The sequence below is a fragment of the Streptomyces plumbidurans genome, from assembly GCF_019857225.1.
Lineage (GTDB): Bacteria > Actinomycetota > Actinomycetes > Streptomycetales > Streptomycetaceae > Streptomyces > Streptomyces plumbidurans.
In genome coordinates this window covers 44,419-59,813 of record NZ_JAFJSY010000047.1, presented here as the reverse complement: position 1 = coordinate 59,813, position 15,395 = coordinate 44,419, and the positions used below count along the sequence as shown (strand labels likewise).

At 70.6% G+C, this 15,395-nt stretch carries 18 protein-coding genes; 6 read left to right on the top strand and 12 right to left on the bottom strand.

The annotated features are described in order from the left end of the window. Positions 1-55: 55 nt before the first annotated feature. The gene (locus JYK17_RS26775) at positions 56-1,069 is read right to left on the bottom strand and encodes a glutathione S-transferase family protein (RefSeq protein ID WP_222811349.1); all 1,014 of its coding nucleotides are present in this window, start codon (positions 1,067-1,069) and stop codon (positions 56-58) included. Between the two features lie 155 nt (positions 1,070-1,224). On the opposite strand from JYK17_RS26775, the gene JYK17_RS26770 reads away from it, so the two are divergent. Next, positions 1,225-2,142 carry a cation diffusion facilitator family transporter gene (locus JYK17_RS26770; protein ID WP_164932346.1) on the top strand — a complete coding sequence of 306 codons (918 nt, stop codon included), beginning with the start codon at positions 1,225-1,227 and terminating at the stop codon, positions 2,140-2,142. A 61-nt stretch (positions 2,143-2,203) separates the two neighbouring features. Here JYK17_RS26770 and JYK17_RS26765 read toward each other — a convergent pair whose 3' ends face one another. From JYK17_RS26765 to JYK17_RS26755, 3 genes are all read right to left on the bottom strand, one after another. Beyond that, the gene (locus JYK17_RS26765; protein WP_108015644.1) at positions 2,204-2,650 is read right to left on the bottom strand and encodes a nitroreductase family deazaflavin-dependent oxidoreductase; all 447 of its coding nucleotides are present in this window, start codon (positions 2,648-2,650) and stop codon (positions 2,204-2,206) included. A gap of 97 nt (positions 2,651-2,747) precedes the next feature. Then, on the bottom strand, positions 2,748-3,377 hold the full coding sequence (locus tag JYK17_RS26760) for a LysE family transporter (RefSeq protein WP_108015643.1): 630 nt from the start codon (positions 3,375-3,377) through the stop codon (positions 2,748-2,750). Then, entirely contained in the window at positions 3,374-3,655 is a 282-nt protein-coding gene (locus tag JYK17_RS26755; RefSeq protein WP_108015642.1) for a hypothetical protein, read from the bottom strand. The genes JYK17_RS26760 and JYK17_RS26755 overlap by 4 nt, the downstream gene beginning before the upstream one ends. On the opposite strand from JYK17_RS26755, the gene JYK17_RS26750 reads away from it, so the two are divergent. After that, entirely contained in the window at positions 3,654-4,853 is a 1,200-nt protein-coding gene (locus JYK17_RS26750) for a cytochrome P450 (protein WP_108015641.1), read from the top strand. The genes JYK17_RS26755 and JYK17_RS26750 overlap by 2 nt on opposite strands. A gap of 13 nt (positions 4,854-4,866) precedes the next feature. After that, positions 4,867-5,061, top strand: coding sequence for a ferredoxin (locus JYK17_RS26745; RefSeq protein WP_108015640.1), 195 nt, complete (start codon positions 4,867-4,869; stop codon positions 5,059-5,061). Between the two features lie 327 nt (positions 5,062-5,388). Here the strand turns inward: JYK17_RS26745 and JYK17_RS26740 are convergent, their stop codons facing one another. Further along, positions 5,389-5,940: a TetR/AcrR family transcriptional regulator gene (locus JYK17_RS26740; RefSeq protein WP_222811356.1), complete on the bottom strand. Its 552-nt coding sequence runs from the start codon at positions 5,938-5,940 to the stop codon at positions 5,389-5,391. Between the two features lie 114 nt (positions 5,941-6,054). Between JYK17_RS26740 and JYK17_RS26735 the strand changes: the two genes are divergently transcribed. Together JYK17_RS26735 and JYK17_RS26730 are read left to right on the top strand one after the other, a co-directional pair. Continuing rightward, on the top strand, positions 6,055-6,513 hold the full coding sequence (locus JYK17_RS26735) for a nuclear transport factor 2 family protein (protein WP_108015639.1): 459 nt from the start codon (positions 6,055-6,057) through the stop codon (positions 6,511-6,513). Between the two features lie 9 nt (positions 6,514-6,522). After that, on the top strand, positions 6,523-7,047 hold the full coding sequence (locus tag JYK17_RS26730) for a flavoprotein (RefSeq protein ID WP_108015638.1): 525 nt from the start codon (positions 6,523-6,525) through the stop codon (positions 7,045-7,047). Between the two features lie 10 nt (positions 7,048-7,057). Here the strand turns inward: JYK17_RS26730 and JYK17_RS26725 are convergent, their stop codons facing one another. The 6 genes from JYK17_RS26725 to JYK17_RS26700 are packed head-to-tail and all read right to left on the bottom strand — an operon-like array spanning position 7,058 to position 13,248. Beyond that, a complete protein-coding gene (locus tag JYK17_RS26725) occupies positions 7,058-8,359 on the bottom strand; it encodes an alpha-glucosidase/alpha-galactosidase (RefSeq protein WP_108015637.1) in 1,302 nt (433 codons plus the stop codon). Next, complete coding sequence (locus JYK17_RS26720) at positions 8,356-9,303, bottom strand: carbohydrate kinase family protein (protein ID WP_108015636.1); 948 nt, start codon at positions 9,301-9,303, stop codon at positions 8,356-8,358. The genes JYK17_RS26725 and JYK17_RS26720 overlap by 4 nt, the downstream gene beginning before the upstream one ends. Further along, positions 9,300-10,121: a carbohydrate ABC transporter permease gene (locus tag JYK17_RS26715; protein ID WP_108015635.1), complete on the bottom strand. Its 822-nt coding sequence runs from the start codon at positions 10,119-10,121 to the stop codon at positions 9,300-9,302. Before JYK17_RS26715 ends, JYK17_RS26720 begins: the two co-directional genes overlap by 4 nt. Continuing rightward, the gene (locus tag JYK17_RS26710) at positions 10,118-11,080 is read right to left on the bottom strand and encodes a carbohydrate ABC transporter permease (RefSeq protein WP_164932112.1); all 963 of its coding nucleotides are present in this window, start codon (positions 11,078-11,080) and stop codon (positions 10,118-10,120) included. Before JYK17_RS26710 ends, JYK17_RS26715 begins: the two co-directional genes overlap by 4 nt. 22 nt (positions 11,081-11,102) lie before the next feature. Next, the gene (locus JYK17_RS26705) at positions 11,103-12,398 is read right to left on the bottom strand and encodes an ABC transporter substrate-binding protein (protein WP_108015634.1); all 1,296 of its coding nucleotides are present in this window, start codon (positions 12,396-12,398) and stop codon (positions 11,103-11,105) included. A gap of 7 nt (positions 12,399-12,405) precedes the next feature. Next, complete coding sequence (locus tag JYK17_RS26700) at positions 12,406-13,248, bottom strand: endo alpha-1,4 polygalactosaminidase (protein WP_108015633.1); 843 nt, start codon at positions 13,246-13,248, stop codon at positions 12,406-12,408. Positions 13,249-13,521: 273 nt separating this feature from the next. Here JYK17_RS26700 and JYK17_RS26695 point away from each other — a divergent pair, with 273 nt between their 5' ends. Further along, the gene (locus JYK17_RS26695) at positions 13,522-14,493 is read left to right on the top strand and encodes an aldo/keto reductase (protein WP_108015632.1); all 972 of its coding nucleotides are present in this window, start codon (positions 13,522-13,524) and stop codon (positions 14,491-14,493) included. Positions 14,494-14,537: 44 nt separating this feature from the next. On the opposite strand, the gene JYK17_RS26690 is transcribed toward JYK17_RS26695, so the two are convergent. Next, the gene (locus tag JYK17_RS26690) at positions 14,538-15,347 is read right to left on the bottom strand and encodes a phytanoyl-CoA dioxygenase family protein (RefSeq protein ID WP_234548526.1); all 810 of its coding nucleotides are present in this window, start codon (positions 15,345-15,347) and stop codon (positions 14,538-14,540) included. Positions 15,348-15,395 lie beyond the last annotated feature (48 nt).

Genomic DNA, 15,395 nt, shown 5'->3' with positions numbered 1-15,395 from the left:
CTTCGTCTTCGTCGAGTCGTCGAGTCGTCGAGTCGTCGAATCGTCGGTCGTCGTATCAGGGCCGGCCCGCGGCGGCGATCTCCTCCGCCGCGGGCACCGGACCCGGAGGCGTCCCGTCGCCGAACGGCCGCCCGCCCAACTCCTCGCGGAAATGGGGAGCGAGCCAGCCTGACAGCTCCGGTCCGACGGGAACGATCCCGGTCGGGTTGATGCCGCTGTGGACCTGGTAGTAGTGCCGTTTGATGTGGTCGAAGTCGACCGTGTCACCGAATCCGGGCGTCTGGTAGAGATCGCGGACGTACGCCCACAGGATCGGATTCTCCGTCACCTTCCAGCGGTTGCACTTGAAGTGACCGTGGTAGACGGCGTCGAAACGGACCAGTGTGGTGAACAGCCGGATGTCCGCCTCGGTGATCGTGTCGCCCACCAGGTAGCGCTGCCGCTCCAGCCGCTGCGTCAGCAGCTCCAGCCGCAGGAAGACACCGGCGTACGCACCCTCGTACTCCGCCTGGTTGTTGGCGAACCCCGCGCGGTACACCCCGTTGTTGACGTCCTCGTAGACCTCCGCCATCACCGTGTCGATCTCGTCGCGCCTGGCCTGCGGGTAGAGGTCGGGCGCGCCGTCGCGGTGCAGAGCGGTCCACTCGGTGGCGAGGTCGAGGGTGATCTGCTGGTAGTCGTTGGTGACCAGCTGCCCGCTCGGGACGTCCACGATCGCGGGCACGCTCACTCCGCCCGGATAGCCGGTCTCCCTGCGGTCGTAGGCCTCGCTGAGGTAACGGATGCCGAGGACCGGGTCGCGGCCGTCCGGGTCCAGGGTGAAGCGCCAGCTGCGGTCGTCCTGGATCGGGTCGGCGACCGCCAGGGACAGGGCGTTCTCCAGGCCGAGCAGGCGGCGGGAGACCAGCGCCCGGCTCGCCCACGGACAGGCACGGCTGACCACCAGCCGGTAACGCCCGGCCTCCACCGGCCAGCCGTCCCGGCCGTCCGCCGTGATGCGGTCCGCGAAGTGGCTCTTGGACCGCTTGAAGGACTTCTTCCCGTACGTGCTGTTGCCCCCGCCGCCCATGATGCCTCCCTGAAGTGGGTGTCCCCGGTCTACACGTTCCCCGAAATCAGCCTGCCGCACGGTGTGATCCGCCGGGAGAGGGGCATCCGGCGAGGGTGAGCGGGACATCCACAGACACCACAGACGCCCAGGCCGACCACAAGACCCGTGTCACCGTGCTGGTGGCACTCTCGGCCAATCTGCTGATCGCGGCGGCGAAGGCCGTCGGCGGTCTGTTCGCGGGATCGCCCGCGCTGCTGTCGGAAGCGGCGCACTCCGTGGCCGACAGTTTCAACGAGGTCTTCCTGCTGGCCGCGCTGCACCGCAGCAGGCGCCCGGCCGACAAGCAGCATCCCTTCGGCTATGGCAAGGAGCGGTTCTTCTGGTCGCTCCTCGCCGCCGTCGGGATCTTCGTCATGGGCGGCTGCTTCTCCTTCTTCCAGGGATTCGAGGCCCTCAAGAGCGGCGCCGACGAGAAGACGAGCGGCTATGTGGTGGGCCTGATCGTGCTCGGCATCGCGTTCCTCGCCGAGGGCGTCTCCCTGCTGCGGGCCCTGCTCCAGGTGCGCAGTGAGGGCGGCAAGGAGGGCCTGCGCGACCCCGCGCTGCGCACGGTGGTCGCCGAGGACGGCACCGCGGTGCTCGGTGTGACCCTGGCCGCCGCGGGCATGGCGCTGCACATGGTCACCGGGCAGGTGGTGTGGGAGGCGTCGGCGTCCTTCGCGATCGGCGCGCTGCTCGTCTTCATCGCCTACCACCTGGGCAGCGAGGCGCGCGACCAGCTGATCGGGGAGTCCACGGACCCGGAGACGGCGGCCCGGATCCAGGAGCTGCTGGAGGCGGAGCCCGAGATCGACAGCGTGGAGGCGGTGTTCACCATGAAGACCGGTCTCGACACGGCTCTGGTCGCGGCCCGCGTCGACCTGATGCCCGGAATCGACAGCGAGCGGATCGAGGACGTCGCCGTACGGATCAAGCGATCCCTCTCCGACGAGGTCTCCGAGGCCGACCAGATCTTCCTCGACATCACCGACCGCCGGGCCCAGGAAGCACGGGAAAGCCCCGCCGCGACGGGGGAACGCGGCGGGGCCTGAGACTCGGGTGCCCGGGCCCTGTCGGCTTCATGCACCCCGGGCGAAGATTTTTCCCGGGCCGCTACGGCGTCGCCCGTTCGACCACGAACACCGGGATCTGCCGGTCCGTGCGCTTCTGGTAATCGGCGTACGGCGGGTACGCCGCGACGGCGCGCTCCCACCACTCGGCCCGCTCCGCGCCGGTCACCTCACGAGCCGTCATGTCCCACTTGGCCGGGCCGTCCTGGAGCTCCACGTGGGGATCGCCCTTGAGGTTGTGGTACCAGACGGGGTGCTTGGGAGCGCCGCCCTGGGAGGCGACCAGGGCGTATCGCCCGTCGTGCTCGACGCGCATGAGCGGCGTCTTGCGGATCTTGCCGCTCTTGACTCCGCGGCTCGTGAGCACGATCACGGGCAGACCGGTGTCGCGCAGGGTCGTCCCCTTCGTGCCGCCGGAGCTCTCGTACAGCTCCACCTGATCGCGCACCCACTGCGCCGGGCTGGGTTCGTACTCACCTTCCAGAGGCATGTCATCCGTCCCATCGTCGACTGACCACTGACGTCACTGCCGTTCGGCATCGTCATTCAACGCCGGTGCGGCCGTGATTCATCCACCGCGGTGGTCCCTATCGGGCCACCACCATCCGTAGTGCCAGCGACAAGATCACGCCACTCGACAGCAGCGCGGTCACCAGCCGGCCCCGGCGGCCCGTCAGCACCCGGCCCAGCAGCGCGCCGCCGCCGGCGAGCAGCAGTTGCCAGCTCGCGGACGCGGCGAAGGCCGCCAGCACGAACACCCCCTGCTCCAGGGGAGCCACCGCCTCGGAGGTACGGGTGCCGAGCACCAGTGCCGCGAAGTAGATCACCGTGGTGGGGTTGAGCAGCGTGATCCCCAGCAGGCTCAGATACGCGCGCGCCGCACTCGGGGGAGGCGGGGCCGCACGGGCCGCGAGCCGGTGGCCGCGATACAGCCGTACGGCCACCACCGCGCCCCGGACCGCCAGCGCCGCCAGCACCAGGGCCGAGGCCCAGCGCAGCGGCACCAGCACCGGCCGCAGGGCCGCGGCCAGGGCGGAGCCGCCGAGCGTGGCGATCAGGGCGTAGAGGCCGTCGGCGGTGGCGACGCCGAGCGCGGCGCAGGCACCGGTCCGCAGGGACGTACGAGCTGTCAGGGAGACCAGATAGGTCGCGACGGCGCCGACGGGCACGGCGATGCCGTAGCCCGCGACCAGCCCCGCGACGAGCGCGGCCGTCACGACGTGGGAAGCGTGGGCCTCCGTCGTGGGCCGGGCTGCTGCTGGGACCGGACCGGGGTGGTCGCGGTGGTCAGCGGCAGGAAGGCTTCGGTCTTGGGCATGACCGGATTGTGGGTGCCGACGCCCGCCGTCCACAACCGAATTTGGATGCCTGTGCGAGCATCCCCGGCCAGAATGCCCGCGCCACCGATCTGGCCGAACTTCACGTCGTCCCATAGATGCCTTGGGCATCTAATGAAGATCTGCACGACGCACTCTTCGTCTGCGAGGTCTTCCATGCCGGAAACGGAACCTGTGGCATTCCCTCAGGACCGGACCTGTCCCTACCACCCCCCAACCGGCTACGAGCCCCTGCGCGCCACCCGCCCGCTGAGCCGCATCACGCTCTACGACGGCCGTCCGGCCTGGCTGGTCACGGGCCACGCCCTGGCCCGCGAGCTGCTCGCCGACCAGCGGCTGTCCACCGACCGCGACCATCCCGACTTCCCCGCACCCACCGAGCGGTTCTCCGCGGTGCGGAACCGGAAGGTCGCGCTGCTCGGTGTCGACGATCCGCAGCACCGCACCCAGCGGCGGATGATGGTGCCCAGCTTCACCCTGCGGCGCGCCGCGGAACTGCGCCCGAGCATCCAGCGGATCGTGGACGGGCGGCTCGACGCGATGATCGCGCAGGGGCCGCCGGCCGAGCTGGTGAGCGCCTTCGCGCTGCCCGTGCCGTCCATGGTGATCTGCGCCCTTCTCGGCGTCCCCTACGCCGACCACGAGTTCTTCGAGGGGCAGTCGCGCCGGCTGCTGCGCGGTCCCGGGGTCGAGGACGTGCAGGAGGCGCGCCGCCAACTGGACGCGTACTTCGAGGAGTTGATCGATCACAAGCAGAAGCAGTCCGAACCCGGCGACGGGGTGCTGGACGAGCTGGTCCACCGGCAGCTGCGCGAAGGGGAGTTGGACCGCCAGGAGGTCATCGCGTTCGCGACGATCCTGCTGGTCGCGGGGCACGAGACGACCGCCAACATGATCTCCCTCGGTACCTTCACGCTCCTTCAGCACCCGGAACAGCTGGCCGAGTTGCGCGGCGATCCGGAGTTGCTGCCGGCCGCGGTCGAGGAGCTGATGCGGATGCTGTCGATCGCGGAGGGGCTGCTGCGCAGGGCGACGGAGGACATCGAGGCGGGCGGCACGACGATCCGGGCGGGCGACGGCGTGATCTTCGCGACCTCCGTCATCAACCGCGACGAGGAGGTCTACCCCGCTCCCGACACCCTCGACTGGCACCGGTCCGCCCGCCACCATGTGGCGTTCGGCTTCGGCATCCACCAGTGCCTGGGCCAGAACCTGGCCCGCGCCGAACTGGAGATCGCCCTGCACTCCCTGTTCGACCGGCTGCCGAAGCTCCGTCTCGCCGTCCCGGCGGACGAGATCCCCTTCAAGCCCGGCGACACGATCCAGGGGATGCTGGAACTCCCCGTGACCTGGTAAGAGGCTGCAGGCCATGCACATCGACATCGACAAGGACGTCTGCATCGGGGCGGGCCAGTGCGCCCTGGCCGCCCCGAACGTCTTCACCCAGGACGACGACGGCTTCAGCACGCTCCTCCCGAACCGCGAGGACGGCGGCGGCGACCCCATGGTCCGAGAGGCATCCCGGGCCTGCCCGGTGGGCGCCATCACGGTGACCGAGGGATAGGACTCCACGGGTCCGCACGGTGACGCTGCGCAGCTCGGCGTCCTTCTTGGCGGCACCGGCCACTCCGGTGGGTGCCGTCACCGTGCACGAGCAGTGAGGCTCTCCGGGCCGCGCGGTGGTGCCGTGCGGCCTGGCGCCTTCCCTGTCCGGGGTGGCGTGTCCGCTGGCTTCGTGCGGCTCGGCGGCTTCCGCCTGGCCGACTGCCCGTCGGCGGGTTCGGCGCGCTCGAAGCGTGCCATCACCGTGCCCGAGTAGCACGGCTCCGCCCGTTCGCTGGTGATGCCGTGCGGCCCTGGCGCGGTGGCTCTCGCTCGGCGCCTTCGTGGGTCACGCGGATTGCAGCAGGACCGCTGCCGCTCGGCGGGCCTCCCGTGCGGGTTGTGTGGTCGCCGTGATGCCTGCGGTCACCATGGCGCCCTCCGCGAGCAGGAAGAGCGGGGCGGTCAGGGTGGCGGGGAGGCCCGCGTCGGCGATCAGGTCGGCGAGGTAGGCGCGGAACGCGCGTTTGTGGGAACGGACTTGGGCGACCACGCGGGGCGACGTGGCGCCCAGCTCGCCGTAGGAGTTTATCCAGGCGCAGCCGCGGAAGCCGTCCTCGGCGAACCAGTGCTCCAGCCAGTCGAAGACCGCGAGGATGCGCTCCTCGGGGTCCTCGCGGCCCCGCACGAACTCGGCGAGCCGGCCGCGCCAGCGCACGTCGCGCCGCTCCAGATACGCCTCCACGAGCTGCTCCTTGGCGGGGAAGAGCTGGTAGAGCCGCTTGAGCGAGACCCCCGACGCGGCCCGGATCTCGTCCATGCCGACGGCCTGGATGCCACGCCCGTAGAACAACTCCTCGGCGGCGTCCAGCGCCTGCTCACGGGCGACGGCGCGGTCCATGACGGCCATGCTGCGGGCGGCCTCCTTGACGTGAGAACGAGCGTTCTCCTACGGTAGCAGCCCAGCGGAGAACGCACGTTCTCTGCCCAGGGCCCGCCCGCCGAGGAGGAACCCATGGCCGACCGCCCGCCCCTGCCTCCGTTCACCCGTGAGACCGCCGCGCAGAAGGTCCAGGCCGCCGAGGACGCCTGGAACACCCGCGACCCGCACAAGGTCGCGCTCGCCTACTCCGAGGACTCGGTGTGGCGCAACCGCGACGCCTTCGTCACCGGCCGGGAGGAGATCGTCCGGTTCCTCACCGCCAAGTGGGAGCGCGAACTGGACTACGCCCTGCGCAAGGACCTGTGGGCCTTCGACGGCAACCGCATCGCCGTCCGCTTCCAGTACGAGTGCCACGACGCCGACGGCCAGTGGTACCGCTCCTACGGCAACGAACTGTGGGAGTTCGACGAGCACGGCCTGATGACCCGCCGCGAGGCCAGCATCAACGACGTGCCGATCGAGGAGAAGGACCGCCGCATCCACGGACCGCGCCCCGAAGCCGAACGGGGCCGCTCCTTCCCCCTTCAGTAGGGTTCCCGGGTGACCGAACAGGCCCCAAAACCCTTCCTCTACGTCGTCGTCTGCGCCGCCGGCGTCGCCGCGGACGTCGGCACACTGATCACCACCGCGCAGGAGCGGGGCTGGGAGGTCGGCGTCTTCGCGACACCGGTCGCCATGAACGGCTTCTTCGACACCGCCGCCGTCGAGGAGCGGACCGGCCGCCCCATACGCTCCGCCTGGCGAACTCCCGGTGAACCACGGCCCTTTCCGCCGCCCGACGCCGTCGTGGTCGCGCCCGCCACCTTCAACACCATCAACAAGTGGGCGGCGGGCCTGGCCGACACCCTGGCGGTGGCGACCCTGTGCGAGGCCAGCGGCCTGGGCGTCCCGGTCGCCGTACTCCCGTGCGTGGCCGACGCGTTGGCCGCCCACCCCGCCTACCGGGACAGCCTTGCACGGCTGCGCGGGATGGGCGTCCGGTTCGGTGAGCCCTACGCGGGCGAGGAACAGGACGGCGTACGGCCGCGGTTCGCGTGGGAGCGGGCGCTGGACCTGCTGGACTGACGCCGACCGGTCAGTGCCCCAGGACCTCCCGCAACTCCGGTTGCAGCAGCTCCCCGTGCGCCCGTACGAGGTCGTCGCACAGGTCCCAGATCCGCTCGACCGGCAGCGCCGCGGCCGTCGCGGGGTCCGCCATCGCCGCGTGCCGGACATGGCGCGGGTCGCCGTCCGTGGCCGCCCGGACCACCAGGTCGGTGACGGAGACGTACCCGCGGTTGAGGGCGGCGCACTGCGGGGGCAGGGAGCCGATCCGGGTGGGCTGGACGCCCAACGCGTCCACCAGGCACGGCACTTCGACCACCGAGTCGGCCGGCAGGTTGTCGATCAGGCCGTGGTTGGGGACGTTGCCGTAGACCACGCGGGGCGTGCCCGTGACCGTGCTGTGGATGATCTGCGGGGCGTACTCCAGCGTGCCCTCCACCGGCAGCGGGCGGCCCGCGGCGAGGGCCTCGCGGGTGCGTTCGTAGCTCGCCGCGTTCTCCTCGATGATCTCCAGGTAGGCGCCCACCGGCAGCCGCAGCCGCTCGATCTCGCTGTCGTGGTGCAGGTACCAGGGCACGTACTCGGAGGAGTGCTCGCTCGTCTCGGTGGGGTAGTGGCCCAGCCTGCGGTACATGTCCACGCGGACGCGGCGCAGCAGACCGGGGTCGCGGGAGATCGCCTCGTCCAGCAGGGGGTAGAGGTTGTGCCCCTCCCTTTCGAAACGCAGCACCCACGCCTGGTGGTTGACCCCGGCCGCGAGGTAGGAGACCTCCTCGAAGGGCACGTCCACCAGGGCGGACAGGTCGTGCATGGTCCAGTACACCGAGTGGCACAGGCCGGTGACCTTCAGCCGGGGGGCGATACGGCTCAGATAGAGGACGTTCATCGCCATCGGGTTGGTGTAGTTCAACAGATGGGCGTCCGGGCAGAGTTCGGCCATGTCCTCGGCGATGCCCTTGAGGACGGGGAAGGTGCGCAGCGCCCGGAAGATGCCGCCGACGCCGAGCGTGTCGCCGATCGTCTGGCGCAGGCCGTAGCGTGCCGGGATCGCGAAGTCGGTGCGGGTGGCCGCGTCCATGCCGACCTGGACGATGTTGACGACGAAGTCCGCGTCCGCCAGCGCCGGCCGCCGCTGCAGATGCGCGGTGATCTCCGGTTTCGCCCCGCGCACCTGAGCGATGTGCCGGGCGGCGCCCTCCGCGGTCGACAGCCGTTCGGGGTCGATGTCGTGCAACGCGATGTGGGCGTGCGCGAGTTCGGGGAAGGCGAACAGGTCCGCAAGCAGACCCTGCGTGAACACCACGCTGCCCGCCCCCACGAAGGCGATCTTCATCCGTTCCCTTTCAGATCGGCGGCGGCAGTTGCTTCGTCCCACGTCGGCTGGGCCGCCGTACCGCCGTGGGCGCGTGTCGACAGCGAGCCGCAGGCGGCCGCGACTGCCAGCGAGTCACGCAGGTCCAGTCCGCGCAGCCGTGCCGCGACGAAACCGGCGTCGAAACTGTCGCCCGCGCCCACCGCGTCCACCGGCTCGACCGGGACGGCACCCACGCGCAGCAGGTCCGCGCCCGAGCAGGCGAGCGCACCGTCCGCACCGTCCTTGACGACGACGGTCGGGCCGTACCGCGCCAACGACATTGCGGCATGGCCCAGTTGATCCGCCCCCGACAGCGCGCGGGCCTCGGCGGCGTTCGGCAGCAGCACGTCCGTGACCTTCAGGACCGGGTCCAGGAGAGTGCGGTCCCAGAGGGCGGCCGGGTCGTCGTTGGTGTCGAGCGAGGTGGTCGCCCCGTGCGCGCGGGCCTGCGCGAACACCTCGGCCAGGGAACGCGCGAGGCGCGGCATCAGGAAGAAGGAGCCGGAGTGCACGTGACGCGCCGACGCGAGCAGTTCGGCCGGTACGTCCTCGGGGCCCGTCGCGGCCAGGCAGCCCGACGAGGTGAGGATGGCCCGGTCGCCGTCGCCGGTGGTCACGATCGCCGTGAGCGGCGTGGGCAGTTGGGTGTCCACCGTCAGATGGGCGACGTCGACGCCACGGCTCTCCAGGGCCTGCCGTACGAACGCTCCCGCCGCGTCGTCGCCCACCCGCCCCGCGAACGCGACCGTGAGCCCCAGCCGGGCCGCCCCGCACGCCATGATCGCCGCGGAGCCGCCCAGCACCAACCGGCCGTGCTCCACGAGCTGTTCGCGCTGGCCGAACTCGAGCCCGTTCACCGGACCCACCACCACATCGGGGTTGGCGTCCCCGATCACCACCAGGTCGTACGACACTTCGGTCACCCCTTGATCCCGCTCGACGTGAGCGACTGGATGAAAGTCTTCTGCGCGAGCAGGAACGCGACCAGCACGGGCAGCACGGTGATCACATTGCCGGCCATCACCGCGGACCATTTCGTGTGGTGCTGTCCCTGGAACGTCGTCAGCCCCAACTGGAGCGTGTACTGCGTGTCGTGGTTGATCGCGATGAGCGGCCACGACAGGTCGTTCCAGGCGGTGAGGAAGGTCAGGACCGCCACCGTGGCGAGCGCGGGCCGGGCCAGCGGCAGCACGATCGAGAACAGCACCCTCAGCCGCGAACACCCGTCGATCCAGGCGGCCTCCTCCATCTCGCGCGGCAGCGAGAGGAAGAACTGCCGGAACAGGAACACCGCGAACGGCGTCACCAGTGACGGCACGATCAGCGCGCCCAGCGTGTCGATCAGTCCGAGCCACTTCATCACCAGGAACGTCGGGATCATCGTCAGCTGGAACGGCACAACCATCGTCGCCAGCATCAGCCCGAGCATCAGCCGCGACCCGCCGAACCGCATCCGCGCGAACGCGTACCCGCCGAGGGCCCCGAACAACAGGTTCGAGACGACCGCCACCGTGGACACGATCAGGGAGTTGAGGAACCAGCGGGGGAACATCGCGTTGCCGAACACGTACCGGTAGCCGCCCAGATGGATGCCGTGCGGCCACAGCGCGGGCGGGAAGCGGTTGATCTCCGCGTCCGACATCACCGAACTCAGCACCAGCCACACCAGCGGCAGCGCGAAGGCCAGCGCGAGCGGGGCGAGCAGCAGATGCCAGCCGAGCGTGGAGCGGCGTGCGGTCATCGGGTGGCCCCTTCCGTACGGCCCTGGCGGCGTCGGACCAGGTGCAGCGCGCCACCCGCCACGAGCAGCGCCACCGCGAGGACGTACGCCGAGGCCGCCCCGTACCCGGCCGTGAACAGCTGGAAGGCCTGCTGCCAGACGAAGTAGACGACAACGGTGGTGGAGTCCAGCGGACCGCCCTTGGTCGTCACATAGATCAGGTCGAAGACCTGCAGCGCGGTGATGATCTGCCACAGCACCAGGAACACGGTGACCGGGGTGAGCGCGGGCAGGGTGACGTGGCGGAGGATCTGCCGGCGGTTCGCGCCGTCCAGGCGCGCCGATTCCACCAGTTCGGGCGGCACGTCCTGCAGCGCCGCCAGATAGACCACCACGCAGAAGCCGATGCTGTTCCACAGAGAGATCAGGACCAGCAGGTACAGGGCCTGGTTGGGGTCGGAGAGGAAGCCCTGCTTGGCGACGCCCAGATGGTGCAGCAGCGCGTTGGCGACACCGAAGTCCGGGTCGAGGATGAACGAGAACAGCACGCCCTGGGCCGTCGCCGACACCACGAACGGGATGAACACCAGCGTGCGGTAGATCCCGATGAAGCGGATGCGCCGGTTGAGCGCCAGCGCGAGGGCCAGCCCGCCGACCAGGCTGAGCGGCACGTACAGGGCCGTGTACAGCAGCGTGTTGCCCACCGCCGTACGGAAGTTGGGGTCCTGGGCGAGGGCGCGGTAGTTGTCCAGGCCCACCCAGCGGCCGGGGGTGACGAGGTCGTCGGCGCGGAACGACAGCAGCAGCGACCAGATGACGGGCACGATGCTCAGGCCGAGGATCACCAGGACCGACGGGCCGATGAACGCCCAGGCGGTGGCCCGCTCCCGGCGGGCGCGGCGGCGCGCGGCCCGCCGGGCCGAGGCCTGGACGGCGGGCGCCTGCGGAGCGAGTGTCAGAGCGCGGGGAATTGAGGACATGACGGTCTCCGTACCGAGGAGGTCACCTGGGGATCAGCAGGGCCGCGTCGGCCTTGTCGGCGCATCGGTCGATGGCGTCCTTGGGGGACGCGCGGCCGAGCAGGACGGAGACGGCCGCCTCGCCGAGCGCCTGCGAGATCTGCGGGTAGGCGGCGTGGATCGGGCGGACGCGGGCGGTGCGCAGGGCGTCGGTGAAGACGTGCAGTCCGGTGGTTTCTGCGCTGTGCCGCCGCCATTCCGGCCGGTCGGCCGTCGCCGTGCTCAGCGGCAGGCTCCCCGCCGAGGCGTCCCAGCGCACGTCCTGCGCGGGCTGCATCATCCAGCGCACGAACTCCTGGGCGGCCCGCGAGCGGGCGCTGCCGTTGTCGAACACCGTCCAGGTGTCGGGCCCCGAGATGGTCACCGGCCGCCCGCTGTAGGACGGCAGCGGCACCACGTCGTAGTCGATCTTGGCGGTCATGATGTCCGGCAGCTCCCAGGGCCCGGTCGGCACCATCGCCATACGGTTGCTGAGGAACACCTGGTACATCTGCTCGCTGCCGGACTTCATGTCGACGTACACGCTCTTGTCCCGGGCGAGTTGCGCGACCGTCTCCAGGGCCCGTGCGCCCTGTTTCGCGAAGCCGATGTGCCTGCCGTCCGCGGCGACGACGTCACCGCCGAGGTCCCAGATCATCGGCCACAGCCGCCAGACGGTGTCCTCGTCGCCGACGCCCGGCCAGCCCGTGCCGAAGACACCCCGGCCGGGGTCGGTCAGCCGCCGTGCCGCAGCGGTGAAGTCGTCCCAGGTCCAGCCCGCCTTCGGGAGGGGCACACCGGCGCGCCGGAACAGCTTGCGGTTGTAGACCACCGCCAGCGAGTCCAGCACCGCGGGCGCGGCCCGCACCTGCCCGTTGACGGTCACCGCGTCGCGCACCGGCTTCCAGTACGAACTCCACGGCGTCGGCCCGTCGCGCATCACGTCGGTGAGGTCGACCACGCGCGGGGAACGCGCGACGCTCGCCAGGTCCGAGCCGAAGATGTAGGCGACGTCCGGGTAGGAACCGGCCGCGAGCGCGGCGGTCACCTTCTGCAGCATCGCGTCCGAGAGCACCCCGCCGCCGCCCGCGTCGACGTGGATCGAGGGATGCGTGCGGTTGAAGTCGGCGACCAGCTTCTCCAGCGCCTTTCGGGCCGTGTCCGCCTGCCCGTGCCACAGCTCCACGGTCACCTTGCCGTCGGCGCCCACCCCGTCCGAACTTCCGCCGGCACAGCCGCTCACGGCGGCGACCGAGGCCGCGCCCAGCAGCAGCCGACGACGTGACATACCGTCGGTCATCGTTGCCTCACCGCACCTTGCGCACATAGTCGGAGCTGCCGGGCGTCGAGACCTGCACGTCCCGGCGGACGATGCTCAGCCGGTCGCCGAAGCCCGCGAGGGCCTTGCGCAGCCCGCTGTCGGTGTACTCGATCACGATCACCCGGTCGTCGAAGGCCTTCGCGTACTGTCCGCACTCGTCGTACTCCGCGCACTCCTCGGCCACCGCGAAGTCGAGCCCGAGCCGCTTCCTGGAGCCGGCCAGTTCCACCGTGTTCTTCTGGGCGATCGCCAGCTTCCGGGCGTGCGCGTGGCGGGACAGCAGCGTGATGAAGGCCTTGGCGTCGTCGGCGGTCAGCAGGTGCCGGGAACGGGTGTAGCTGTCGTAGTTGTCGGGCTCGACGGCGTCGTAGCCCTTGTCCGCGCAGCCGTCGATCCACCCGTTGATCCGCGCCGCCACCCGCTTGCGCCTGGCCGGTGTGCGGATGTCGAGCAGGGCCTCGCCCCAGTCCTCGTCGACGACCACCTTGCCCCGTTCGTCCCGCAGCAGCAGGTCGGCGGGCCACGAGGCGCGCTCGTCCGGCTGGGCCTGGAAGGCGTTGACGTAGCAGACGTTGTAGAGGCCGGGCGCCGGTGACGCCTTGCGGTCACGGCTGACGACGCGGACGCCCGGCGGCGGGGGGTAGGCGCCCCCGATCTGGTAGTCGAAGCCGGCGTGCCGGGGCGGCAGCCGCAGTCCGTCGGTCGAGGCCGGTGACGAGGTCGCGGTCCTGGAGGAGGAACCGCACGCCGCCAGTCCTGCGACAAGCAGAACGCAGGCGCCGACGGCCGTCCCGAGACCTCCGACGCGGTAGACACCCTTGACGGGCATGTCCGCTCCATCAATCGCGGGTACGACCCCGCCTCGGACCGGGTGTCCGGTCGGTCCTGGCGACTTTGGCCGGACTTGGAGCTCGTCCGCTACCGGCTGGGCGTACCTCTGAGTGCCCCGCTGCACGCAGGGGCACGTCCCCAGGATGAAAGCGCCCGGTGAGGCCCGCCGTCAAGAGGGGACCGGTAAAGGAGAGGCGTGCGGGATCAGGGCAGGCCCTGAACGACGTACGCTCGCCACTGGTACCCCCTCCCGAAGGCAGGAGCAGCAACGATGCAGTACGTGAAGCTCGGTGCGACGGGCCTCGACGTGTCACGGGTCTGTCTGGGCTGTATGACCTACGGACTGCCCGACCGGGGCACGCACGAGTGGACGCTCGACGAGGATGCCTCGCGTCCGCTGATCCGGCAGGCGCTGGAGGCCGGGATCAACTTCTTCGACACGGCGAACGTGTACTCCGACGGCACCAGCGAGGAGATCGTCGGCAAGGCGCTCGGCGACTTCGCGAGCCGTGACGAGATCGTCCTCGCGACGAAGGTGAACGGGCGGATGCGGCCCGGACCCAATGGCGCGGGCCTGTCCCGCAAGGCCATCCTGTCCGAGATCGACCACAGCCTGAGCCGGCTCGGCACCGACTACGTCGACCTCTACCAGATCCACCGCTTCGACCCGCACACACCGGTCGAGGAGACCATGGAGGCCCTGCACGACGTGGTGAAGGCGGGCAAGGCCCGCTACATCGGGGCCAGTTCGATGTTCGCCTGGCAGTTCTCCAAGATGCAGTACACCGCCGAGCGCAACGGCTGGACCAGGTTCGTGTCCATGCAGAACCACTACAACCTCCTCTACCGCGAGGAGGAGCGGGAGATGCTGCCCCTCTGCGCCGACCAGGGCGTCGGCGCCCTCCCGTGGAGCCCGCTCGCGCGCGGCCGGCTCACCCGGGACTGGGGCACGGTCACCGAGCGCAGCGCCAACGACAACTTCGGCAGCCGTCTCTACCCGGACAGCGACCGCACGATCGTCGAGGCGGTCACCCGCATCGCGGGCGAGCGCGGCGTGCCGCGCGCCCAGGTCGCCCTCGCCTGGCTGCTGCACCAGGAGACGGTGGCGGCTCCGATCGTGGGCGCGGCCAAGCCGCACCACATCGAGGACGCGGTGGCCGCGGTCGAACTGGAGCTGAGCGACAAGGAACTCGAGGAACTGGAGCAGCCGTACACGCCCCACGCGATCGTCGGGCACAGCTGACCGGTCCTCGGCCGGGGAGGGCCTATCTCTTCGGCTGGGGAAAGCTAATGCGGCCCCTGCGGTGCGAACTCCGTGCCGCACGGGCCCGCCCCCTCGCTCTCGGGCAGCGGCACCCGCTCGCCGTCCATCGTGAGCGTGCGGTAGTGGGTGCCGATGCGCCGTGCGGACCGGCCGACGTAGTGGCCGATGAACGACCGGCGGAAGCGGTCGGCCGTGCCGTTGGGCTGCGAGCCGTGCACCAGGCTGCCGTTGAAGAACAGCACGTCACCCGGTTCCATGTCGACCGGCACGGTGGTGAGCCCCGGCGGCGGGGGAACGTACTCGCGCGCGAACGACACCTCGGAGTCGGCCAGTTCGGGGCAGAACAGGTCCATCAGATGCGTACCGGGGACGACTTCCAGACCGCCGTTGTCCCGGTCGATGACATCGCAGGCCACCCATGCCGCCACACAGGTGCCCGGCTCCACGCGCAGATAGAAGTTGTCCTGGTGCAGCGCCTGCCCCCGGGCGCCGGGCGGCTTGAAGTAGAACATGCTCTGCGCGGCCAGGACCTCCTCGCCGAGCAGGATCTCCAGCACCGAGCGCAGCCGGGCGTCGAGCAGGACGCGCCTGGACGGTTCGCTGATCTCGTGCGGGTGCATCACCCTCGGGTACGCCGCCAGCGGGTCCTTCGAGGCGCGCGGCTGGAAGTGCCCGGGCACCGGACCGGCCGCGTGCACCTCCGTGAAGTGCGTGCACAGCCGGTCGATCTCGTCGCGCCCGAACAGCCCGCGCACGATGGTGAACCCGTCCTCCTCGAACTGCCTGAGCCCGTCCCGGGTCAGCAGGGGCGCGCCGGTGGCGCTCATGTCCATGGCTGTCATCTGTCCGCTCCTCGGTCGGTCGTCCTACGCTCGTCACGC